The 20,953-nt window shown below is 33.9% G+C and carries 26 protein-coding genes; 20 read left to right on the top strand and 6 right to left on the bottom strand.

Features of this window, described 5'->3' with window-relative positions; all coding sequences use genetic code 11:
- Positions 1–188 precede the first annotated feature (188 nt).
- The 12 genes from ACXAG7_RS04660 (at position 189) to ACXAG7_RS04605 (ending at position 10,331) form a co-directional block, all read left to right on the top strand.
- Positions 189–509 (top strand): hypothetical protein, encoded by a 321-nt coding sequence (locus tag ACXAG7_RS04660; RefSeq protein ID WP_476666130.1) that lies wholly within the window; start codon positions 189–191, stop codon positions 507–509.
- Positions 510–784: 275 nt separating this feature from the next.
- On the top strand, positions 785–1,753 hold the full coding sequence (locus ACXAG7_RS04655) for an acyl-CoA thioester hydrolase/BAAT C-terminal domain-containing protein (protein WP_476666129.1): 969 nt from the start codon (positions 785–787) through the stop codon (positions 1,751–1,753).
- A 147-nt stretch (positions 1,754–1,900) separates the two neighbouring features.
- Positions 1,901–3,298 (top strand): S41 family peptidase, encoded by a 1,398-nt coding sequence (locus ACXAG7_RS04650; RefSeq protein ID WP_476666128.1) that lies wholly within the window; start codon positions 1,901–1,903, stop codon positions 3,296–3,298.
- Positions 3,299–3,352: 54 nt separating this feature from the next.
- On the top strand, positions 3,353–3,859 hold the full coding sequence (locus ACXAG7_RS04645; protein ID WP_476666127.1) for a hypothetical protein: 507 nt from the start codon (positions 3,353–3,355) through the stop codon (positions 3,857–3,859).
- Between the two features lie 121 nt (positions 3,860–3,980).
- Positions 3,981–4,247, top strand: coding sequence for a hypothetical protein (locus ACXAG7_RS04640; protein WP_408042024.1), 267 nt, complete (start codon positions 3,981–3,983; stop codon positions 4,245–4,247).
- A 1,156-nt stretch (positions 4,248–5,403) separates the two neighbouring features.
- Complete coding sequence (locus ACXAG7_RS04635) at positions 5,404–6,294, top strand: AraC family transcriptional regulator (RefSeq protein ID WP_476666126.1); 891 nt, start codon at positions 5,404–5,406, stop codon at positions 6,292–6,294.
- Positions 6,295–6,375: 81 nt separating this feature from the next.
- Positions 6,376–6,957, top strand: a complete 582-nt coding sequence (locus tag ACXAG7_RS04630) for a hypothetical protein (protein ID WP_476666125.1) — start codon at positions 6,376–6,378, stop codon at positions 6,955–6,957.
- A 15-nt stretch (positions 6,958–6,972) separates the two neighbouring features.
- Positions 6,973–7,722: an SMI1/KNR4 family protein gene (locus ACXAG7_RS04625; RefSeq protein ID WP_476666124.1), complete on the top strand. Its 750-nt coding sequence runs from the start codon at positions 6,973–6,975 to the stop codon at positions 7,720–7,722.
- Between the two features lie 59 nt (positions 7,723–7,781).
- A complete protein-coding gene (locus ACXAG7_RS04620) occupies positions 7,782–8,486 on the top strand; it encodes a hypothetical protein (RefSeq protein ID WP_476666123.1) in 705 nt (234 codons plus the stop codon).
- Positions 8,487–8,563: 77 nt separating this feature from the next.
- The gene (locus tag ACXAG7_RS04615) at positions 8,564–9,136 is read left to right on the top strand and encodes a hypothetical protein (RefSeq protein WP_476666122.1); all 573 of its coding nucleotides are present in this window, start codon (positions 8,564–8,566) and stop codon (positions 9,134–9,136) included.
- A gap of 291 nt (positions 9,137–9,427) precedes the next feature.
- Complete coding sequence (locus ACXAG7_RS04610; protein ID WP_476666121.1) at positions 9,428–9,748, top strand: hypothetical protein; 321 nt, start codon at positions 9,428–9,430, stop codon at positions 9,746–9,748.
- 190 nt (positions 9,749–9,938) lie between these two features.
- Positions 9,939–10,331, top strand: a complete 393-nt coding sequence (locus ACXAG7_RS04605; RefSeq protein WP_476666120.1) for a hypothetical protein — start codon at positions 9,939–9,941, stop codon at positions 10,329–10,331.
- 191 nt (positions 10,332–10,522) lie between these two features.
- On the opposite strand, the gene ACXAG7_RS04600 is transcribed toward ACXAG7_RS04605, so the two are convergent.
- On the bottom strand, positions 10,523–10,864 hold the full coding sequence (locus ACXAG7_RS04600) for a hypothetical protein (RefSeq protein WP_476666119.1): 342 nt from the start codon (positions 10,862–10,864) through the stop codon (positions 10,523–10,525).
- Positions 10,865–11,064: 200 nt separating this feature from the next.
- On the opposite strand from ACXAG7_RS04600, the gene ACXAG7_RS04595 reads away from it, so the two are divergent.
- Both ACXAG7_RS04595 and ACXAG7_RS04590 read left to right on the top strand, forming a co-directional pair.
- The gene (locus tag ACXAG7_RS04595; protein ID WP_476666118.1) at positions 11,065–11,502 is read left to right on the top strand and encodes a DUF262 domain-containing protein; all 438 of its coding nucleotides are present in this window, start codon (positions 11,065–11,067) and stop codon (positions 11,500–11,502) included.
- Positions 11,433–11,687, top strand: coding sequence for a helix-turn-helix domain-containing protein (locus ACXAG7_RS04590; protein ID WP_476666117.1), 255 nt, complete (start codon positions 11,433–11,435; stop codon positions 11,685–11,687). Before ACXAG7_RS04595 ends, ACXAG7_RS04590 begins: the two co-directional genes overlap by 70 nt.
- 84 nt (positions 11,688–11,771) lie before the next feature.
- Here ACXAG7_RS04590 and ACXAG7_RS04585 read toward each other — a convergent pair whose 3' ends face one another.
- From ACXAG7_RS04585 to ACXAG7_RS04565, 5 genes are all read right to left on the bottom strand, one after another.
- Positions 11,772–12,749 (bottom strand): restriction endonuclease PLD domain-containing protein, encoded by a 978-nt coding sequence (locus ACXAG7_RS04585; RefSeq protein WP_476666116.1) that lies wholly within the window; start codon positions 12,747–12,749, stop codon positions 11,772–11,774.
- A complete protein-coding gene (locus ACXAG7_RS04580) occupies positions 12,730–13,812 on the bottom strand; it encodes a DNA cytosine methyltransferase (RefSeq protein ID WP_476666115.1) in 1,083 nt (360 codons plus the stop codon). The genes ACXAG7_RS04585 and ACXAG7_RS04580 overlap by 20 nt, the downstream gene beginning before the upstream one ends.
- 9 nt (positions 13,813–13,821) lie before the next feature.
- Positions 13,822–14,346: a hypothetical protein gene (locus tag ACXAG7_RS04575; RefSeq protein WP_476666114.1), complete on the bottom strand. Its 525-nt coding sequence runs from the start codon at positions 14,344–14,346 to the stop codon at positions 13,822–13,824.
- Between the two features lie 198 nt (positions 14,347–14,544).
- Positions 14,545–15,849 (bottom strand): HEPN/Toprim-associated domain-containing protein, encoded by a 1,305-nt coding sequence (locus ACXAG7_RS04570; protein ID WP_476666113.1) that lies wholly within the window; start codon positions 15,847–15,849, stop codon positions 14,545–14,547.
- A gap of 31 nt (positions 15,850–15,880) precedes the next feature.
- The gene (locus ACXAG7_RS04565; RefSeq protein WP_476666112.1) at positions 15,881–16,345 is read right to left on the bottom strand and encodes a hypothetical protein; all 465 of its coding nucleotides are present in this window, start codon (positions 16,343–16,345) and stop codon (positions 15,881–15,883) included.
- Between the two features lie 161 nt (positions 16,346–16,506).
- Between ACXAG7_RS04565 and ACXAG7_RS04560 the strand changes: the two genes are divergently transcribed.
- The 6 genes from ACXAG7_RS04560 to ACXAG7_RS04535 all read left to right on the top strand — a co-directional run bounded on the left by ACXAG7_RS04560 (position 16,507) and on the right by ACXAG7_RS04535 (position 20,856).
- Positions 16,507–17,025 carry a hypothetical protein gene (locus ACXAG7_RS04560; protein ID WP_476666111.1) on the top strand — a complete coding sequence of 173 codons (519 nt, stop codon included), beginning with the start codon at positions 16,507–16,509 and terminating at the stop codon, positions 17,023–17,025.
- A gap of 46 nt (positions 17,026–17,071) precedes the next feature.
- Positions 17,072–17,800: an HNH endonuclease gene (locus ACXAG7_RS04555; RefSeq protein WP_476666110.1), complete on the top strand. Its 729-nt coding sequence runs from the start codon at positions 17,072–17,074 to the stop codon at positions 17,798–17,800.
- Between the two features lie 485 nt (positions 17,801–18,285).
- A complete protein-coding gene (locus ACXAG7_RS04550) occupies positions 18,286–19,119 on the top strand; it encodes a hypothetical protein (protein WP_476666109.1) in 834 nt (277 codons plus the stop codon).
- A 21-nt stretch (positions 19,120–19,140) separates the two neighbouring features.
- The gene (locus tag ACXAG7_RS04545) at positions 19,141–19,305 is read left to right on the top strand and encodes a hypothetical protein (RefSeq protein ID WP_476666108.1); all 165 of its coding nucleotides are present in this window, start codon (positions 19,141–19,143) and stop codon (positions 19,303–19,305) included.
- Entirely contained in the window at positions 19,283–20,074 is a 792-nt protein-coding gene (locus tag ACXAG7_RS04540) for a methyltransferase domain-containing protein (RefSeq protein WP_476666107.1), read from the top strand. The genes ACXAG7_RS04545 and ACXAG7_RS04540 overlap by 23 nt, the downstream gene beginning before the upstream one ends.
- A complete protein-coding gene (locus ACXAG7_RS04535; protein ID WP_476666106.1) occupies positions 20,074–20,856 on the top strand; it encodes an SAM-dependent methyltransferase in 783 nt (260 codons plus the stop codon). The genes ACXAG7_RS04540 and ACXAG7_RS04535 overlap by 1 nt, the downstream gene beginning before the upstream one ends.
- The last annotated feature ends 97 nt before the right edge of the window (positions 20,857–20,953 follow it).

The following is a 20,953-nucleotide window of genomic DNA, read 5'->3' as shown; positions in this document are numbered from 1 at the left end:
ATCATTCTTAGGATTCGCTTTCAAGGATTTTCATTAGAATCCTTTATTCTAACAGGAATGATACTACAATTAAAAAACAAATCGTATACCTAAGCAATTTGTTATAATCAGGATACCCTCTAGATAAAAAATTAGTCCCTATCCAACAGAGCTTTACCATAAAAGAACCAAGGAACGCAACTTTTGGATTGGGAAGCCAACTCGAAGTCGACTCACCTGCTATTCGAACTGCTTTATGGGAGCGTATTGATGATGTCGATTTTATAACAACACAAGAGGCTATCATAGGACTAGCAGTACGCAAAGATTCCGGCATTATACCTCGATTAAAAGCAGCTATTCAGAAATTGGATTACGATTCTGGTCTTGTCTTAGAAGCAATTGAAGCTATGCCTAATATTGCCTATATCCCCTTATTAGAACGAGCATTAGAACAGCGAAAAGGCGCACCTAACTTCCCTGCTAACTGGGTTACTAACACACTAATATTCTTAAAAAACAACACCTAAATAACGTATAGCATTGCATACACCTTCTGTTGTAAAGCCAGAAAAAACAGCATTGGCTACGACGGCTTTTTAAGGAAATCCCATAAAAGTAGCTACTATTGCCTGATATTGGAAGTTCAGTAGTGGATACTTTATGTCAACAGCTATACAACTTTACAATGATGGTATCTCTTAGACATCACAAATCCCAACTTCCTCACTAAAAAATTAAAAGTGTATCTTTAAACCTCTCGAAAACACACTACTAGTATTTACACAAAATAAACCAACTACTCATGAAAAAGAATAACAAATACTTTCTCATTATAGGTATATGCTCCTTGCTATGTATTGGGTACTTTATAGCCGATAACATCCTTTTTGACGGTATCCGACCTAAAAACATACGTGAAAAAGGAATCCACGCGCAGCTATTCCTTCCTAAAAAAGGGAAAAACAACACCACCGTTGTCTTATTAGGTGGAGGACAATGGGGAGATTATTGGGGACAATACTTCGCCAAAAACAATTTTACAGGACTATCACTTGCCTATACACGACAACCGGGGTTACCACTACTTCCTGAAGCTATTGACTTAGCCTACTTCGAAAATGCTCTCCGCTGGTTACAAAAACAACCTGCTGTGGCTCCCAATAAAATTGTAGTCATGGGCGCATCGCGAAATGCCGAGTTGGCACTCGTACTCGCAGCGACCTTCCCTGAGCTTATTCACGGGGTAATTGCTTATGCACCGAGTTCTGTTTCTTGGTCCAATACGGTACTCCCATTTAATTCTGACGACCTAAAGGCCAGTTGGGTGTACCACAATCAAGATATCCCTTATGTTCCTATGGATAAAATTAAACCCGATAGCACTGGCACCCTCCAAATGCTCAGCTATTGGCAACGAGGACTCAGCAAGCCAGCAGCGAAAAATGCGGCCATCTCCGTCGAAGATATTCAAGGCCCTATTCTACTATTCTCTGGTTTGGACGATCAGGTATGGCCTTCGGCAAGCATGGCCAATCAAATAGAAAATCGCCTACAGCAACATAATTTCTCCCACAGCGTACAAAATATTCAGTATGCTCAAGCAGGGCATTTAATTACGACCAATCCCGATCAGCGATCAAAACAATATCAAGCGAGTTTACTGATCGAGGGCACGTCGTATCCCTATAATTTTGGTGGTAACAGTGAGGGGGATGTAAAAGCAAAACAAGATGCTCGCACCAAACTCATGCAGTTTTTGAAAAAGCTCTAACCCTCATAAAAATCATTAAATTGACAGGATATTTCAACAGCTAGAGCACTGTAATTCTATGAATTTTACTACCTTTAACTCCACTGTGAAAAAACGGACACCGATTGCGAATTACAAACTTCGTGAAAGGTCTTAAAAATGAAAACTATGAAAAAAACGCTAGGCATACTCTGCGCCCTACTCCTTGCAGGAGGTAGTTATGCGCAATCACAACTTCCAAATACTTTGAGTAAGATTGACAAAATTTACGGTCTTTCGAAATATTGGAATGAAGTTAATTTCAATTTCGCCTACCTAAACAAGGTTGACAAAAACCAGTGGGAGGAAAACTACAAAGAACTACTTGCTAAAGTACAAAACACAAAAAATGACTATGATTACTACCGTTTACTCCAGCAGTTTTCCGCTTCATTAAAAGATGGTCATACCAGTATTTTCTTACCAAAATCATTAACTAAATTTATTCTTAACGGAGAATTTGGTGACTATAAGTTGGTCATAACAACCATTGATGGCAACATGGCGATCACACAAGTTAATTATAGTAAGAGGAAAGAAATTCCTATCGGCACAGTAATTACAGCCATCAACGGTCAACAGACGGCCGACTACCTCGCTGAAAAGGTATTGCCGTATATCTCCTACAGTACTGAGAAATCGAGAGAGGCCTTGGCAGCAACCCAAATTCTCAACAGCCCGATTGGCACTGAATACCAGCTACAACTTAAAAAACCCAACGGAAAACTACTGCATAAAACATTTCGAATAAGCCCAGCTAAAGAAACTAAGCTCTATCCAGAAATGAGCTCAAAGGCTTTTGAATTCAAAAAACTCGATCGCAATCTCGTGTACATCGCTATCAATAGCTTCGAAAACGCAGCGGTGGTCACCGAATTTAAAAACAAGCTTCCCGCTATCAGAAAAGCAGATGGACTCATCATTGATTTACGAAAAAACATGGGAGGAAATTCAGGCTTTGCCTATACTATTTTAAAGCACTTAACCCATGATCGCGAACTGGTTATTAACCGAACACAGGTTCTCGATTACAATCCTCTTTTTGAATTCTACGGAGTCCAATACAACATACAAGCAAAAGATACGGCTCAAGGAAGTCCTGAAAACAGGAAACTCCTACAACGTGCCTATTTAACTGCTAGGGATAGTTACTTTTATGAGATTCCATTTAATACTCACGATAACCAAATCAACAAATCAGAACGAGTAGTTTTACCGACAGTTCTTTTAACCGGACCACTCACAGCTTCTTCTTCCGAAGACTTTATCGTGGCTACGGATAATCAACAGCACATCACAACTATTGGGCAACCTACTGCTGGAACCACTGGGGTGGCTATGGGTTTTCAGCTACCTGGCGGAGGTTGGGCTCGCATCTGTATCAAAAAAGAACGTTTTCCTGATGGTCGTGAATACGTAGGCTATGGAATACAACCCAAAGTCCAGGTCAAAACGACGGTACAGGATTTTATACAACAAAAAGACCCTGTATTGCGAACAGCCATAGCCTACCTAGTAAAAAAATAAAATGAAGCCATCCTGAAAAGGATGGTTTTCGAAACAAAAACCTGTACAATTTTTATGACTGTAAATCATAGCTCAGCATCCAATTTAACTCGTCGTATTGTCTTTAAGTATTTAGGGGTATCTGCACTAATCATATCCCTATTAAGCTACTTATTTTACTTAAAAGTGCCAGAGTTCAACCACTTACTTCATCGCCTAATCCTGCAGCCAGTGCTGACGGAACCAATTTACTATACCATACAACTCATTGCTTTTCTCATTATTACCTACATCATTTCGGGGCAAATTGACAAGGCCATTTTCCAAAAAGCGCAGTCTCCTTATTGGACCCTCTTTATAGGATTTGTAAAAATATGGTTTGCCGTCTTCCTCATGACAATGCTCTTAGAGTTTACGAATCGAATAGCCTTTAATTCGGACTGGAATTGGGATGCAATGAGCCTATTTTTAGGATTGCTTCAGTGGTGCATCACTCTACCTGCCTTCCTTGCAATTGGCGCCACTCAAGGTTTTTTCTACGCTTGGTTTATCGGAAAAGAACTCACTGCACAAAAAAGATGATTTAGTCGACAAACTATCTTCGAATAGGTTTGACGCTCTGTCAAAGAAACACGAGCCCATCGCTACTTTTTAATCTCCGTGTTAATTCCTATATTGAGCTACCAACATTTATACACCTACTATGTATACACTCTACATCATCGCCTTACTTTTACTGGCACCATTCGGAATTTTCGCATACCTCTTTGCAACAAAAAAGCCAACAACGGAAGCTGCTAAAAATGTCAAAGCTAAAATGGTCATTCGGTTTGGCATCGGGCTAATTATGTTTATCACTGGAATCATCCTTACCGTCATGTCTAAAGGAAATGCCATCTTTTACGGAGCCATTGTTGCTGGGTACGTGCTTGTATTAGCCTCCATCTTCCAGGTCTCCAAGATTAAATAACTTCGAATAACTGCGTACAGTGCTCGCTAATTAGCAACCCTTAATACAGTCACCTGGCGAGCATTCACAAACTCAATAGCCTAGATATACTGTTCGAGTAAATCTTGAACACTCTGAACTACATGCACCCTCACTAATGTCTTGTATTTCTAAAGTATGAATCCCCCCTAGTAACAGTGCCTATAAAAGCCATAGGTATTTCGTATTTGTTAACTTCACCCCACTTCACACCTCTGACAACTAACAATTACGAATTCTAAAAACGCCCTATAAGCAGCGTCTTTAGCCCAATAAAAGAATTAAAAAAGAGCTTTTATCGCTTTTTTTTAAACGAATATAACAATTTAAAGCCTCGTCTTTTTATGAAATTTACCATACCCAAACGCCTAGTTTTTACAAATAGTAAATAAACATATAGAAGTCCCTAAAAATTAAATATTCATGAAGCAAAATTAATATACGTATCCAATGGAACCGATTCCATTCACCTAAAAAAGGGCATTTATCACGCCCCTATTAAAAGTAGATATAACCATTTTCTATTAAGCTATTCCAAACAAAGTCTTATAACTTAAGTCTATTTTCAATTCCCTATGAAATTTTGACATCAATGTTGTCATAAACGTCCAAAGTATCATGAAATTAGGATAGGTTGTTTTAAATTCCCCATACTAAAATAACTATAGATTTTTAGAGAAAAAGTACCTGTACTCGTATTCCATACTGCGGGATAGGTTATCTACCTAATAAAATTCAATAATACTGTACAAAATTTCTACAGGAGCCATTGATATTACCGAAACTGAGAAGGATTAAGAACAAAAAACAATAGAAAAACATAATAATAATTTCCATCATTCAATAATATACATCTAAACTTCTTATCTAACAGTTCTGCGAGTAGTCGATGCAATAACACAGACTTAATACCGACCTACCTAATTGCGAACAGCTGCTCAAATCACCTTTGACTAGCGACGTCTTAATTGAAAACGTACGTTTCTAAGCTTTCGTTAACAAAAGGAGTGGCCTCGGTAGTAGTATTTATAAAATATTCTTAAAGTTAAACGGGCTTCGTAAGGAAAATCTTAACGGAAGGTTTAAAAGAAGAGAAACATCTCATTTCCAATCATTTTCACTTAAAAACCCATACAAAATGTTAAAAAAATCGATTTACAAAAACATTATTAATCAATACTATACAAGTCAAACAGATTCGAGCATTTTCAGTACCCCTAAAAAAAACAGAAAAATTTCTGTCGCCAATGCATTTAATGCTACCCAAACCTTATTCCTATATCTTATTAATGGAGAACTCAATTTAAAACTAAACAAAAACAAAAACGTTTCCTTGAAAAAAAATGAGGCCATCCTAATTCCAAATGGCAACGACCTTTTAAAAAAGGAAAACTACCTTTCCTATCATAATTGTAACGCTTTAACGATTAGTATTTCTAACAAAACTATTCAATCGTTTATCAAAAAAACGGATATCAATTATACAATTACACCTTCAAAAAAGGAGAAAAAAAGAATGACGTTTACTCAAAATCACCGATTAAAAAACCTCATCGACTCCTTATTCCTTATCAATCAAAACAATCTAAAGAACAAAGAAAAACGCTTCGAACTCAAAATCCAAGAGCTACTGTGGGAGTGTTTGGACAAGGATGAACATTACTTCATTTCTAATTTTATAGATCACAACGATATCAAGTCTATAAAAATAGATGAAGTATTGCGAAACAACATCCATAACAAAGTTACCATAGAGCAGCTCGCAAGAGATTGCAACATGAGTTTGTCAAAATTCAAACGCATTTTTAAAGCAGAATACAACATGACTCCTGGTAAGTGGATTCATAACGAGCGTATGAAAATTGCCTACAATTTACTATCAGAAACCGATATGCAGGTCGTTGATATCGCTTATCAAATTGGATTTAACAGTCCCATCTCATTTTACCAAATCGTTCAAAAAAACCTATGGATATTCGCCAATACCTATACATCACATAGCACTGCAGCTAAAACCGATAAAAACTGATCTTCTTTCCATAAAATACCGAGGATTTTCAGTAGTTTTGCTGCAAAAATTGTCTTAACTCACCACTTATTATTGCTAAAAATGAAAAAAACACTAATACTAAGTATTTTACTTACATTCATCTGCTACACGAAATCTTTTTCTCAATACAAACTAAAAATAATTTTTAAAGATGGTACTGAAAAAACAGACACCTATAAAGCAAAAGGATGGAAATTAACCTCGTTAACCACGGATGAAAAATTTCATTTAAACGACATGAAAGAAATCACCTACTATAAAGACGATAAAAGTTTTAAATACTATGTGATTGATACCAAAACCTATGTAAAATCAAAAAGGTCTAAAATCCGATTAGCCAGAAAAGCATACGAAGGAAAAAACATAGAACTTTATTATGTATATTTCAGGTGGACCGACGGACATGGTACTGGAAGTTTTTCTGTCAATGCTTATGACGAGGCCTTTGTAAAAAAGAAAGACGAACCTTACGCGTATAATATGGGGTATATTTACGGACTCATGTATGAAGGTATAAAGAAAAGAGTACGCGTATATTTTAAAGATTGCCCCGAACTGATACAAAAAGTCAATAAAAACAAAATTAAAAAGAAAAATACCTTGGAAATGGTCACGTTTTACGATCAACATTGCGGACAATAAGTTTTTATAACTAGCATGGAAGTACAACTGCAGCGCATAAAAAGCAAATTGACACAACTGAAATCAGCGGACACTCAATTAGAAGTGTTTGGTGCTAAAACCCATGCTTACCAACTAAACGCTCGGTTGTCAGAAAGGCGTTTACGTCTTTTCGAAAAAAAACACGGAATCATTTTACCTCCAGAGTATCGCAACTTCTTATCCCAGATTGGCAATGGAGGTGCGGGACCTTACTACGGCCTTCTGCCCTTAGAAAAAGGTAATTTTGCAGACATCTCAGAAAAAAAAGCCACGGAATTCATTGTACTATCCACTCCCTTTTTACACACAAAAGCATGGAATAAAACCTGGGAGCCCAGCGATATTACAGACGAAAAAACGCTCGAATACCTAGAAAATGACTATTTTGACCCCAAATGGAGTCCTGGAATGTTACGCATAGCGCATGCGGGCTGCGGTATTGCTATCAACCTGATAGTTAATGGTCCAGAATACGGAAATATTTGGGTAGATAGCAGGGTGAATGATAACGGGATCTATCCTGAAGTTCCTACCCTAGGTACAGGCAGAATTCAATTTTTAGATTGGTATGAGCAATGGTTAGACCGCGAAATGCAGCAACGTTCAATCAAGAGCACAAATAAGAAACAACAAATAGGTAATCATATGAACAAAGACAGAAAAAATCAAATCATCGGAGGTATCTTAGGTGTAATTCTCTACAAAGTAGTAACAGAACTTCTCTTGCCTTTATTTTCAAAATAATCACGATGACTTTTTAAACTGGTGTATTTTCAGGGAAACAATGCCAAAAATCACTCCGGATGTACTCACCTCAACCTATAACTACCATGTCGTATTTCCTTAAAAAAGTAATTCCGCTTACCATCCTATTCCTCATGATAGCCGGTGCTTGCAAAAAAGCCCCTGCCAAAACAACGGAAAAAGAAGAAGAAAAATACTCAGTTATTTGTAAAGAAGCGATTATCAATGGCGCCGTATTTAAAGTCTATAGTCGAAGGCCTGGAAACTTCACGATTGTAAACGAAGCACAAAAAATCATCTATCAACGTGACGAAAATCCAGCAGACTTTAAAATTGCAGATGTCAATGGTGATGGTTTTCCCGATATTCTCTTGGAATACTTCACAAATGTTCCGGGCGTTAATGAACTCTTAGTATACGACCTAAAGACAGCGAGTTTTAAAGAGGTTACCGACTTCGCTAATTTTCCAGCAGCTACCAGAATCGAAAACAGCGATTTTTACTACTCCTACCACAAAAGCGGCTGCGCAGACTCAAATTGGGATAGCGATTTATTTAAAATCATCGACTACAAAGCCATTCGGTTCGGTAATATCAGGGGTATCGGCTGTGGTGTGGACGAAGCCAATGGCATATACATCAACAAAATTGACAACGAAAAATTAAAACAGATCAAGTTCATTCCAAGAGAGGCTGGGTATTGGGATGGAAAATGGGACTTTATCGCGGAGTATTGGTCAAAAAATTACACTAAATTCCAGTAAGCAAAACGAAGCTTTCAGGTCCAGTAAAAATTCAGACATCGCCCTACTCAAACCACGTTTAGCACACTAGCAGGCATATGAACACTTTATTAACAAAACTTCAACTTTCCACTACCTTTGAATCTGAGCTAGATATCGAAAAAAGTGTATTTATTCATGAAATGGAAACGTTAATAAACACCACCTCCTCACCACTGCCCTTCATCATATTTCCAGCATGGCAACCCAACTCAAAAAGATACGTCGGTACCCTTACGACCAACAGCTTCAAAATGCGCGAACATATAAGCATCCGTAATTTCCTAACTACCAATATTGCTAGTGTAAGCGCAGCATTTGAGGAGCAGGGTACTTCCTTAAAGGTAAAAACAACCATACGTGGTATGCAGGTTGTTCCTTTTATAATAAGAGCTTTTGTCGTCTGTGTATACCTCCTAGTAATGTCACTAGTCTTTATTGAATCCCTTCTGATGCCAGCAAGTCCTAGTACAGATAATTCAATGATTATCCTTCCACTTATCTTGACACTATTTGTAGGATTACTTACCTACCTACCCTACCGTATCGCCCAAGCGAATACTCTCAAAAAGAAAGAAGAAATGCTTCATTTGTACAAACGAATAATAAAAAACAACAGCGCTTCCCTATAAGCTCTCACGGCACAACCCAGCACATAATAGTCGGAATGCCTTTTCCAAAACAGCCAGAATTATTCGTTGATGCCTACCCTTTTTACCACACTGTTAAATTACGTTAAGTAACGAAAACACTTACTTTTTGTAAGGTATAACCTTCATTTTACAGCATTATTTACGCTAGGTTTACCCACCAACAAGCTGTGAAAATTAAAAAATTCTTCCACGACACATAAGCTCTTAAGAGACAAAAATTTACCGGAAGCCGAAAAGGTTATAGAGTAGGCACATTTAAAAAAAATAATAATGAAAAACATCTTTATCATGACACTCCTACTGTTTTTAGGGGTAACCAGCTTACAAGCACAATCCAATGAATTGATTAGAGAAACAGAAAAAATAGCGAGACAGGATGCCGTTTTAAATAAGGGACTGTTTAACGATTATTCGCAAAAATTAGATATCGTACTATTTGGATACTACCATGATGCATATCGAAAAAAAAGGGATGAAATCAATAAATCAGCAGGAGGTGGTAATGGTGGTGCTGATCTCCCGGATCAATTGTCAAACCGTGTAGAACAACCGGTATGGACTATGGGACCTCAAGCATTTGGGCGTAACTAAGTCTTAGCAAAACCAATAATACAAATTATTAAAAACCACCTTATAAACTGAGGTGGTTTTTCCTTGTCCTTTACCCTAGTGCGAGTATTAACAACAAAAAACAACACTAGCTGTCAATCTTGGCCATGAAGGACTTAAAACGCCCATTTTTCACGAGTAACAATAGAATTATTTTACTAATTTGCATACCATGGAAAAGACACATACCCCCTACGAAACCATACTGCACCGTACGTGCGACTTCCGGGTTGCCTACGAATTTTACGAGCTTTCACGAATAGGTAAGAAAACCACTCCACCTCAAGGCATTCGATGTAATTTTTGGTATGAGCATCACGATCATAATCACAAGAAAAATTGGGCATTTATGATTTGGCCTGAGTTTGAAGATCAAGAGGGAAACATCCTAAAATCAGGAACTGTACCAATGGCTGGAACGGCCCGTATGTGGATTATCAATGACGAGTTTCGCGCATACCACCAATCACACATAGAAATCGGCACCACCGGCTGGTTTAAAGAGGGCAGTAACTCCATAGCCGTTTGCAAGGTGATTTCCATCAATGCCTTACAAAACCTGTAATGAGAAACACCAGCCTGTTAGTATTGGGCTAGTAAACGTATTCAAATTACCATTCCTAGTAAAACCTGTTCTTACAACCAAGTGTCCCCTCACTCCGTTCGATACTACCAGAAACTGCTGCAAGAAGGTACCTATGGTACGAGTAAAACCGCTCCTTGGTATGGATAGGCGCCTGCTTTGCGATTTTGCCATTAAGAAGCTTTATCCTGATTGCGTTTTTCGATGAGGACCGCTCCGATGAGTGCTACGCCAATAACGATCCCACTTAGCGATTCCATAGCTTCGCCTGTTCGAATGGCTCCATACATTCCCGATAAGATAGAGGCAATTCCAATTCCGATAATTAAATACAGCGTACGCTTACTCATTGTGTATACTTTTTTAGTTTGTGATACGATTTTACGCTCGGCAACTCTTGTTTCCATAGCTGATGGGAAATATAGTATATTTTTCGCCAACTCACACAGCTGTAGGTTCATTAGTTCGGGGTATTCAGCTATACCACCAGCCATCATGATTGAATCTCTGTTCACCGAATATTTCCATAAAATTTCTCAAAAAATTTTACTTGCATTATGGATTCCCGTAATACTAAAACTTCCAAGTATCACACATTTATGACGTATCAATAAAAGTAACAAAGCACATTTTTGTATGGATTGTGCACTTGAATAGGTGGATGAGGGGGTAAACAAGTTAGCTCACATTTTAACAAAACCAACAGAATTAGATAATGTCATACGAAACAGCTCTAAGAATATCGGATGTTGTAAATAGCATCCACAAGAAAAAATACTTACTTCCTGCAATACAAAGAGAATTTGTTTGGAACACCTACCAAATTGAAAGACTGTTTGACAGCATAATGCGAAATTATCCAATAAGTTCCTTTTTGTTTTGGCAAGTGGACAAAGAAAGTGTGAATGATTATAAATTTTACGAGTTTCTACGAGAATTTCACGAAAGAGATGGACGACACAACACAAAAGCTGACGTTAATGGAGAAGAAGGAATTACAGCAATTTTAGACGGACAACAAAGATTAACTTCAGTTTACATTGCATTAAAAGGGAGTTTTGCTGAAAAAATACCTCGAAAAAGATGGGACAACGATTTAGCATATCCAAAGAAAATAATATCAAGTACCAAAAACTATTTGGAGAGTCCTTAAAAAGAATAAGAAAATCTAAAGGTTTATCTCAGATAGATTTGGCATCACTTTGTTATATGGAAAAGTCTAGTATTTCTCGATTAGAGAATGGTAGAACCAACGCAACACTTACTACCGTCATAGCCTTAAGTAGTGCTTTAGAGGTTCATCCAAAGGAGTTTTTTGATTTTGATATCAAATATTAAATTATTCTCCAGAATTTATCACAAAAAAAACTGATAATCAAAATGATTATCAGTCTTATTTTATATAATTATAATGTTTAATACTTACACTGAAAAATCAAACATGAATGTTTCGTCATCAATTTTTATTAGGGTAAAGTCAGTTCTTCCATAAGCCTCTAGGTTTTCAACCGTTAAAAACGATCCACTTTCAACTCCCAACCTCTTTCTTATATATCTTCCAAGCTCACTATTATCATTAGTGGTTTGAATTGATTTTCTACCACCTTGCGCTACAACACAATCCATTACGGTACCATCATCAGTTAACATTGTAAATGTAAATCCTTTCTCTGGTAAAAACCCTTCTTTGGTAGCATCTTTTTTTATACTTAAATAAGCCTGATCTGGGTTTCTTTGTGAATAAGTTATCTTACCTGTTTTAGGGTTAGTATTCTTAGACTTTCTTTGCCCCCAATTTAACCCTGATCTAGTAGGTAAAGAACCTTTTACTTCAAGAAAACTAATACGAACCGATTTATCTTGTTCAATCCATTTTATCCCTCCTGCTTCCACACTTCCTTCTACAGAGGGAATTAAATTCTCTATAGGAGTTACCACCTCGTAATCATTAACTGATTGAGAATTTTCAAGTAAAAAATCATAAAACCCCTTTATGGAAGTAGGATCTTCTCCACTAACTTGATTAACTTGTTTATTAGAGAAAAAACCATACTGACTATAATTCGCAGAACCCGCAAACCCTAAAAAAGGCTCATTATCTATATACCAAGAATATACTTTACTATGAACAGGAACATTACCACGATAATAATATGCCTCTAAAGAATTAGCATAGTCTTGATGAAGCTGTAAGAATGCCCCATGATCACTTCTTTTAGAAGGCATTCCAACAATAAGATTAATCTTAAAATCAATTTTTTTTCGAGACAGTTCATCTAGATGACGTCTTAAAAAAGTAGCGGATGCATAACCACTTACAATATATAATTGATTCGAATGTTCTTTTTGAATAGGGTTAATTAAAACCTCTTCATATAAATTATCGGTTATCATATTCATAACTTGGTTTAACTGATTGGTATTCTATTCCTCCAAAGGTTTTCAATATAGCATTAAAAACTACTTCAGAAAGTTTAGGAGGAACAGCCATTCCAATCTGTTTTCTTACACTCTCTTTTGATCCCATGAAGTGATAGTTGTCAGGAAAAGTCTGTATCCTTGCTCTTTCTCTATTTGTTAATGCTCTATTTTCAGCATAATGATATCCATGAGTACCCCCTCCTCCACTTCCTGTTATAGTATATGAAGGTTTATCAGGATGTAATTTTCTATAAATCTGGCTAAGCTTAGCTCCTTTAACATTAAGTTTTAAATGTTCTGGCAAATCCTCTTTCCAAGCATTTTCTCCTGGTCCAATATGAGATAGTCTTTCAACAACTAAAGCACTTTGTCTTGTTCTTTCATTATTTAAAGCATCTTTACTAATAGGTGGATTCTCTAAAGCATCACTTGCAGTAACATATTCTTCAACATTGGGTGTAATAGGTGCTGGAACTTTAAAAACCATTTCATGGTCTTTTCTTATCCCTACAATAATTATCCTATGCCTTGTTTGTGGAATTCCATATTTCTCACTCTTATATAGATTAATAGTTAAATTGTAACCATAATCACCAGAATTTTCTAGATCTCCTAAAATCTTTTTAAATGCTTTTCCTTCATTAGCTGAAGTAATACCTCCAACATTTTCAGCTACAAAAAAATGAGGATTGAATCTATTTATAACTTTAATTCCATATGTATAAAGAGGACCATATTTCCCCTTAAATCCAAGCTGTTCTCCAACAAGACTAAAATCATTACATGGAAAACCATACGCAAAAGCATCAATCTCTGATAAGCTTTCTATATCTAATTCTTGTACATCTTCGCAAATCACATTCAAATTATCAGCATGCTCTATATTTCTGATGTAAGTATTACAACTATTCTCATCTATATCGTTTGCCCACCCGTGATTAACTTTAAATACAACTCCTTCTTCATTAATTTGTTCAGACCTCATTGCTCCTAATGCCAATCCTCCTGGTCCTGAAAATAATTCTCCTAAAGTAAATTCCATTTGTAATAGTTATTTTTTTAAATCATTCATATGATTTAATTCTTTAAATCCAGTAAAACTCTTATTTGTATTATTATTTGAAAATACTGTCGATTTTATTAAGTTCTCTTTCACTTTTCTGGCTGAAGTCCAACCACAAAGACTAAAATTATATGTATCCTTTTTTAGTACAAAAATTGTTGGTTTTTTAATATTACCCTCGTTAATAACAGGTAAATTTCCAAAATCAAATACTATAATATCGAATTCTTTATTATCAAAATTTAAAACAGGTCTATAATCTTTTAAATTTAATTTAGATATATCTTCTAAAGGTAAATTTAAGTACTTCTGACATGCTAACAGCGCCCCTATATTTGTCAAATTTTTATCTAAAAAAGCCTGACCGTCAAATCTATCTCTTAAATGGTTTAGATTATCTAGTTTTAGGCAATTCATTGAATGATCTTGGATAACAGCTTCATCTTTTCTATTTAATGTAACTATTGGGTATTCCCTTATAAACTCACCAATATATTTAAAAAAATTATTCATTTACTAGTTTTAGATAGGATGAACAAATCTATGAAATTCAATAGTACCAAAAAAAAAGTATTGAATAGTATTTCATGAACCACCAGTTTCATTCGATTCGTCCAACTTACACAACCAGTACCAACGAAAAACTAAAAAGACTAGTATAAACTTTCATGTATATACTAGTCTTTTATTTATACAAAATTTATCTTTTTATTACTCATTAAACATATTAAAGATCATTTTTAAAATCTCATCTAAACCAGACCAATCATATTTATCAATCAAAGTTGAATCTTTCATACATTTTTCAGCTTTATCTTGAAACTTCTTTTGAATTTCTTTCTTATTAATAACCTCTCCCTGGTATTTTTTCAAAGAAGTGTCATAGCCTTTCCATTGTATAGGTATTAATTCTCCCTCCTTTAATAAAATATCTTCACCTAAATATACTTCAATACTACCTGCATACCCATTAATATTCATATTGACAATACCAGAAGGGCCTATTGTAGGATAATCATCAAGTGATTTTAAATACGGGTACTGTTTTATTTTAATGTTCTTTGGAATGACAGTTCTTGAAAGCCCTCTTATTGCTGATTCTGCCGCTGTATCATTATCAAATAAAGCTATAATCTTGTTATTAACACCAGCTCCAACAAACGATTTTATACTAGCCACTAAGGAACTGGCACTACCTGAAGCATTAGAAATACCAAAATCCATAAATGAATAGTATTCTTCTAAATGTGGATATAGTATCTTTAATGCACTTTGCAAAATAAAAATATCAGACGTTCCTTCTGTAAGAATTAAAAATTTCTCTCCTATTTTATAATCAAAAGTAAATCTTTCAATAACCTCTTCATAAATATCATCTATATTGTCTTCATCATAGTAACCTCCTTCTATTAATTCTGTTATATCATAAGTAATTTGAGTGTTCGAATCGCAATTTTCTAACAACGCTCTTAATAAAATTCTCTCGTCATATTCGTATGGGAAATTTTCAAAACCATATCGTCCTTGTAAAAGGTAATGAACAATAGAATTTGATGTTTTTAAATCTTCTTTAGAAACCTCAAAACCATATCCATTATCAATAATTTCCTTTGAAGCAGACAAAAAATTCTCAAAGGTAGATTCTTTTAAAAGTTCTACTTCCTGAATCCATCTTTCTTTACCATGTTTATATGTCTCATCTTGGATATAGGATTCTAAACTTTCTATTTTTTCTTCTTTAGAAACCTCAAAACTTTCTTTCGCTTTTTTTAATGTAAATCCTATCACATCCAATCTATCTTTAATGTTCTTAGCAATATTAATAAATTGGACTGCTTGTTCTTCTTCTTCACTTTCAACTTCTCTACCATATAATAATTGAAAGCGATCCTTCACCTTTCTCTTAAATGATTTTATTTCTTCAGGTAAAAAAAGAGATAATAAAAATGGATCTATCTCATTCTTAGTTGTCGATATTGGTTGTTTCCCTAAATAGAGTTCACAATATGCTCCCATTATATTTTTATTTTTTAATATTTAATTACTCTTACCAAGCATTATTATGATTAGTCCAATCAAACAATAAGATAATTTGTTCTAACTCATACATACTTTTTTCAAACTCTCTTCGACCCTTTGTATAAACAGTATCAGTTCCTATATCCGCTAATAATGTTCCCCGTAAACTTTCATCAACTAGAAAATCATGTGCTATATAATTTCTTTGACTAACTACTTCTTCTAAAAGATGTATAAAATCTTGTCTCAACCCATTTTTTTTTAACTCCCTTGAAACTCTTCCCAATGTCCATTTTTCTAAATCCTCAAAATTGTAACCATATTTCTCGGACAAGAGTTTTTTTAAGCCAAATTCTAAGATTTGAGCTTTCCCCATAAATAAAGAATATTGTTCCAAAAAAGATTTTTCAGTAAATAACTCTAATCTTTTCATAACCTCTTTTCGAATATCTTCCGGTTGTAATTCTGGTTTGTCATATAAATCTTCACTCATAATTATTTTTTAATATCCAAAATAAACCTAAAACAATAAAATGGATTTAGCAATAAAATAATTTCATTCAAACTTCATTTAGTTTCATCTAACTTATATAGCCAGTTCCTGAAAATATTCCTGTAGTACCTAGTTGTCTAGAATGTAATAATGGTTTTTCATTGGATGAAGAATATTTCGCTTGTTTAATTGAATGTCTAATTTCAGGTACTACTGACTTAAACAAATTATATAGAAAAAATATAATTAAAATATTAAAACGAAAATCTAAACTAAAAACTAGATTAGATAACGCCTTTGTTAACGATCCTGAGCAACCTTACTTTAAGATTGAACCTGAAAGAATAGAAAATGTAATATTAAAATTAGCTTATGGACATGCTAAGTTTGAAAACAGTGAAACAATATATAATAAACCTATTCAAATTGGTTATGCTCCACTCGAATCATTAACAAATGAAGAGTTAAACCTTTTTTTTTCAGTAACAACTTTAGAAAAAGCTCCTGAAGTAGGAAGTAGAGCTATGCAAAACATATATCTTACAAAAGATGGTGTTCCTATTGACAATTGGATTACAGTTCAACATGGAATTTATAGATATTCTGTAACCCCTACTATTGAGCACCTAAAAGTAAGAATATTAATATGGAATTACTTAGCTTGCGAAGTGATTTGGTAAAAACGAAGAAAAACTGAACATATATAAAAAATGTAAATATTTTTTTATGGGAAAAATTACTAATAAGCAAATTCATAAAGCCTATGAAATAGGAAAAGAAATTTATCTAAATAAAATGTCATTAAGTGAGGGGACAGAAATATTGAAAAACCTAGGAATGAAAAAAAGTTCTAGTCTTGATTACATTTATGCGTATTCAAACCTAGTACAAGGAAAACTCTTTACAAGAACGATGAACTCCTTTGGAATTAATTATTATCTCGAACAAATTCTAAATGAAAAAGGTGTCAATGGATTAAAAACAGCCCTAAGAGCTTTTTATCAACACATTGAATATTATGAAGAAGTCTCAGGAGCTTCTGTAAAAAAAGGAAGAGAAATCTACGATAAGTATTATGAATTAGTCAGAAATGATTTTGGAGAAACAATATTTCCAAATGAAGTGGAAACTGACAGAAAATATTTTGAGGGAAAAACAAAACAAGTTACTGTTAATAGTTATGAAAGAAATCAATTAGCAAGACAAGAATGCATTGAACATTTTGGCCTTAATTGCCAAGTTTGTAATTTCAATTTTGAAGAAAAATTTGGTGAATTAGGTCGAAACTTTATACATGTTCACCATTTACTTGATATTTCAATTATTGGTAAGGAATATTCTGTAAACCCTAAAATAGACCTAATCCCTGTTTGCCCAAATTGTCATGCAATGCTCCATAAGAAAAAACCAGCTTATACTATTTCTGAACTAAAAAAACTGATGAAAAACAATTAATGTTATACCTATAAAAAATAAAAACAAGGTGAAAAATCAACATTGAATTAGACTATCAAAGGAGTTCTTAAATTCACACAAATGGATTATTGAATCAATTTTTGGTTCTGCTAAGTTTGTACAAGATTAGATTTATGTATAATCAAAAGAGTAATCACGTCAAATGACATAGCAAATGTCTTGAGTAAGTAATTTTAAGCTGAAATACTAAAACAATAATTTAAAGAAATTTAACTTCTTTAAATACGGCTCATATTTGAACGTAACCTAACACTAAAGGATGTACTTCATTTCTCTTCTTTAAATTAAGAGACTTATTCAGTCATGGGAAATTAAAAGATTTTGAAATTTATTTACCAATTCAAAATTTAGACTTTTAAAATAAATCACCTCCGTTTATCACCCATTTTTTTTATCTTAGTAAAAATTAATTAGGAAACCTATTGTCTCTTCATTTTAAATAATATAGATCATTTTTCAAAAATATGAAATCAGATATTAATAACAATTGGGATGAACTGTTCATACAAGTTTATGAACAACTTATTTTTGAAAAAGCACGAAATAAAATTAATGAACTAGAGATACCTATCTCTATTTTAATGAGAAGCATGATTGGAGACAATCAGTATTTAGAGAAACAACAAATTCAGTGCACAGATGAATTAGTTCTTTTTATGAAGAATGTTGATTTAAATTTGTCTATGGATCAAAGAAAAGTATTCAAGGCTTCCCTAAACAACTCGCTAAAATTACTGGCACCTTCTTGTAATCCTCCTAACAGAAACACAACATCCTACAATATAATCAAAGCTATTAGTCTATATCTGCATAATGATAAGGACGTTAAAATATTATTTAAAGGGAGTATTCTTAAGGAGAACAAAGAATATTTGAATAAATTATTCCGTGAGGCATCCAATTCAATAAAGAATCACCAAGACAATCACTGTTCATCTAATACAGGTCCAATCGGTAATACATCTCATCTTCATGAACCTATAAAATCGATTTTAGAAGATATTGGGGTATCACCCTCTAAAAAAAGCTATAGTAACTATATTTTTTATGAAGCAGAAGGAGATTACAATTCATTACACGTTGATCGTGAAGAATATGGAATTAATATGCTAGTAAATATTAACCCTTCTTCAAAAAGCAATTCATCTTTAACCATGTTTGATAAAGGTTCTTTTTTTGATACCAAATTAGGGTTTGGTGAAATTATTATATTTCTTGCAGGGAGCTTAATTCATGGTAGAAAGCCAATAAAAAAAGGAGAGAATGTCACACTGCTAACAGTAGGCTTCTCTTATTAATCAATTAAAAAGTATAAAATTATGATGCACGTAGTTCCTAGATGTCTTGCAGGAGTATCTCCTGAAGCTCTAAAAAAATTAATCAAACTATTAGAAAATGAGCCAGATTCTGAATTGAAAGAAGCTGTTGAAAGATTGATTGATATGGCAAATAAAGAAATTGATGAGCAAAACAAGAAAAAGTAATATTTACGATTTTCCTGAGCTCTACTTTGATTTATTTTACCCTGAACCACATCAGAAAGATTGGGTTTTCAATAATATTTCAGAATTATTTCCTGATGGAATTGAAAACTTAATGGATCCTGCTTGTGGTTCAGGCACTTGGATATATTCAATACCATCTGAATATTATTTAGGGATTGACATCAATCCTAATATGGTTAAATGGTCAACAGATAAATTGCAAAATCGTAATGGAGACATAAAGCAAGGAAATATGCTTTATACAAAGGATTATACTAACAAGAAATTTGATTTAATAATCAATCCTGAAAGTACAATTGGACATTTAAAAAATCTAGAGGAAATTAAAAGTCATTTAAATAGTGTACGCCAAATAATCAAAGATGATGGATTTTACTTCCTTGGAATGCCTTTAAAAAACAATTTTTTTCAAGAGGAAGTAGTAAATTCTGAATATCAATCTGATTGGAAGAGATTAAGTACAGGTGGCAGAGGAAAAATGAAAATGTGGCATTCAGTAAACCTAAATGACTCAGAACAACTAATAACTCACTATTTGGTCGAAATTCAAAACAGCCAAATATACCCTTCAAAAATAACAGGTCATTTCGATATACTAAGTTTTAACTCCGATGAGATTCAGGATTTAATTAGTTTGTGCAAGTTTGAATTATATAAAGTTAATTATATGCAGTTTCCTGGCTACCCAAGTTCAAAAAAATTACACAATTTAGGCTTAACATCTTTAATTTTAAAACCTATTATGTGATGAGTAAGAATATAATATACATTATTGGGACAGGACAAAACCCTAAAGACCATTTAACCCTGGAAGCCGTTAGAGTGATTAAAGAATCTGATAAATTACTTTTGATTAATGGCGATAGTGAAAGTGTAATTGAGGCTATAAACGGTCATAAAAATTATGAAGATATAGTTGACTTGTATGTTGACGGAGATATTGACGATAACAATTACAATAGAATTGTGAAAAAAATTATTTCTGAATCAAAAAAAAATAAAATTATTAGTGTGACTACCGCGGGACATCCTTTAATTGGTGTCTCTTGGTGGGAAAGACTGAAAAAATCTAAATCATTTGATTCAGAAATAATTTATATTGAAGGTATCTCAAGCTGGACAGGAATTTTTACCGAGTTTGAACACGACCCGTTAGAAAATGGAGTTTTAACAGTAGATGCAAACAGACTTTTGATGTTTGAACAAACTATAAATCCAGAATTTGACACATTAATATTCAACTTCTGTTCAACAGGTACCAGAAAAACAAATATTTCAGCACCGTACGTTGACAACGAAATTCTATTTCTAAAAGAGCATTTGTTAAAATTTTATCCCGAAAATCATTCAGTTAGTATGATAAGTGCAAGGCATTTTGACGAAAAAAAAGGTAATATCATTAATGTTGAATTAATAAACCTAGAAGATATATTGCCAAAAATATCCTTTTATTCATCATTATTTATCAAGGGGGTTAACCCAAAATCGTACAATAAGGATTTTTTGAAGAAATTAATTGGATTGAAATAAAGGTAGCAATTAACAACTTGTATAAGTAATAGCGATTTGAGTACCAAATCAAACCGCTATTTCATTTAATTAAAGTATCTTGATCTACCACTACTCA

The sequence above is a fragment of the Tenacibaculum sp. AWR4_210 genome, assembly GCF_056160945.1.
This window is presented reverse-complemented; position numbering and strand designations above follow the sequence as displayed.

What these genes read in the sequence shown, in the direction of transcription:
- ACXAG7_RS04655 (WP_476666129.1), top strand. Translation starts at nt 785, where the DNA reads ATGAAAAAGAATAACAAATACTTTCTCATTATAGGTATATGCTCCTTG.
- ACXAG7_RS04650 (WP_476666128.1), top strand. Translation starts at nt 1,901, where the DNA reads ATGAAAAAAACGCTAGGCATACTCTGCGCCCTACTCCTTGCAGGAGGT.
- ACXAG7_RS04645 (WP_476666127.1), top strand. Translation starts at nt 3,353, where the DNA reads ATGACTGTAAATCATAGCTCAGCATCCAATTTAACTCGTCGTATTGTC.
- ACXAG7_RS04640 (WP_408042024.1), top strand. Translation starts at nt 3,981, where the DNA reads ATGTATACACTCTACATCATCGCCTTACTTTTACTGGCACCATTCGGA.
- ACXAG7_RS04635 (WP_476666126.1), top strand. Translation starts at nt 5,404, where the DNA reads ATGTTAAAAAAATCGATTTACAAAAACATTATTAATCAATACTATACA.
- ACXAG7_RS04630 (WP_476666125.1), top strand. Translation starts at nt 6,376, where the DNA reads ATGAAAAAAACACTAATACTAAGTATTTTACTTACATTCATCTGCTAC.
- ACXAG7_RS04625 (WP_476666124.1), top strand. Translation starts at nt 6,973, where the DNA reads ATGGAAGTACAACTGCAGCGCATAAAAAGCAAATTGACACAACTGAAA.
- ACXAG7_RS04620 (WP_476666123.1), top strand. Translation starts at nt 7,782, where the DNA reads ATGTACTCACCTCAACCTATAACTACCATGTCGTATTTCCTTAAAAAA.
- ACXAG7_RS04615 (WP_476666122.1), top strand. Translation starts at nt 8,564, where the DNA reads ATGAACACTTTATTAACAAAACTTCAACTTTCCACTACCTTTGAATCT.
- ACXAG7_RS04610 (WP_476666121.1), top strand. Translation starts at nt 9,428, where the DNA reads ATGAAAAACATCTTTATCATGACACTCCTACTGTTTTTAGGGGTAACC.
- ACXAG7_RS04605 (WP_476666120.1), top strand. Translation starts at nt 9,939, where the DNA reads ATGGAAAAGACACATACCCCCTACGAAACCATACTGCACCGTACGTGC.
- ACXAG7_RS04595 (WP_476666118.1), top strand. Translation starts at nt 11,065, where the DNA reads ATGTCATACGAAACAGCTCTAAGAATATCGGATGTTGTAAATAGCATC.
- ACXAG7_RS04590 (WP_476666117.1), top strand. Translation starts at nt 11,433, where the DNA reads ATGGGACAACGATTTAGCATATCCAAAGAAAATAATATCAAGTACCAA.
- ACXAG7_RS04585 (WP_476666116.1), bottom strand. Translation starts at nt 12,749, where the DNA reads ATGAATATGATAACCGATAATTTATATGAAGAGGTTTTAATTAACCCT.
- ACXAG7_RS04580 (WP_476666115.1), bottom strand. Translation starts at nt 13,812, where the DNA reads ATGGAATTTACTTTAGGAGAATTATTTTCAGGACCAGGAGGATTGGCA.
- ACXAG7_RS04575 (WP_476666114.1), bottom strand. Translation starts at nt 14,346, where the DNA reads ATGAATAATTTTTTTAAATATATTGGTGAGTTTATAAGGGAATACCCA.
- ACXAG7_RS04570 (WP_476666113.1), bottom strand. Translation starts at nt 15,849, where the DNA reads ATGGGAGCATATTGTGAACTCTATTTAGGGAAACAACCAATATCGACA.
- ACXAG7_RS04565 (WP_476666112.1), bottom strand. Translation starts at nt 16,345, where the DNA reads ATGAGTGAAGATTTATATGACAAACCAGAATTACAACCGGAAGATATT.
- ACXAG7_RS04555 (WP_476666110.1), top strand. Translation starts at nt 17,072, where the DNA reads ATGGGAAAAATTACTAATAAGCAAATTCATAAAGCCTATGAAATAGGA.
- ACXAG7_RS04550 (WP_476666109.1), top strand. Translation starts at nt 18,286, where the DNA reads ATGAAATCAGATATTAATAACAATTGGGATGAACTGTTCATACAAGTT.
- ACXAG7_RS04545 (WP_476666108.1), top strand. Translation starts at nt 19,141, where the DNA reads ATGATGCACGTAGTTCCTAGATGTCTTGCAGGAGTATCTCCTGAAGCT.
- ACXAG7_RS04540 (WP_476666107.1), top strand. Translation starts at nt 19,283, where the DNA reads ATGAGCAAAACAAGAAAAAGTAATATTTACGATTTTCCTGAGCTCTAC.
- ACXAG7_RS04535 (WP_476666106.1), top strand. Translation starts at nt 20,074, where the DNA reads ATGAGTAAGAATATAATATACATTATTGGGACAGGACAAAACCCTAAA.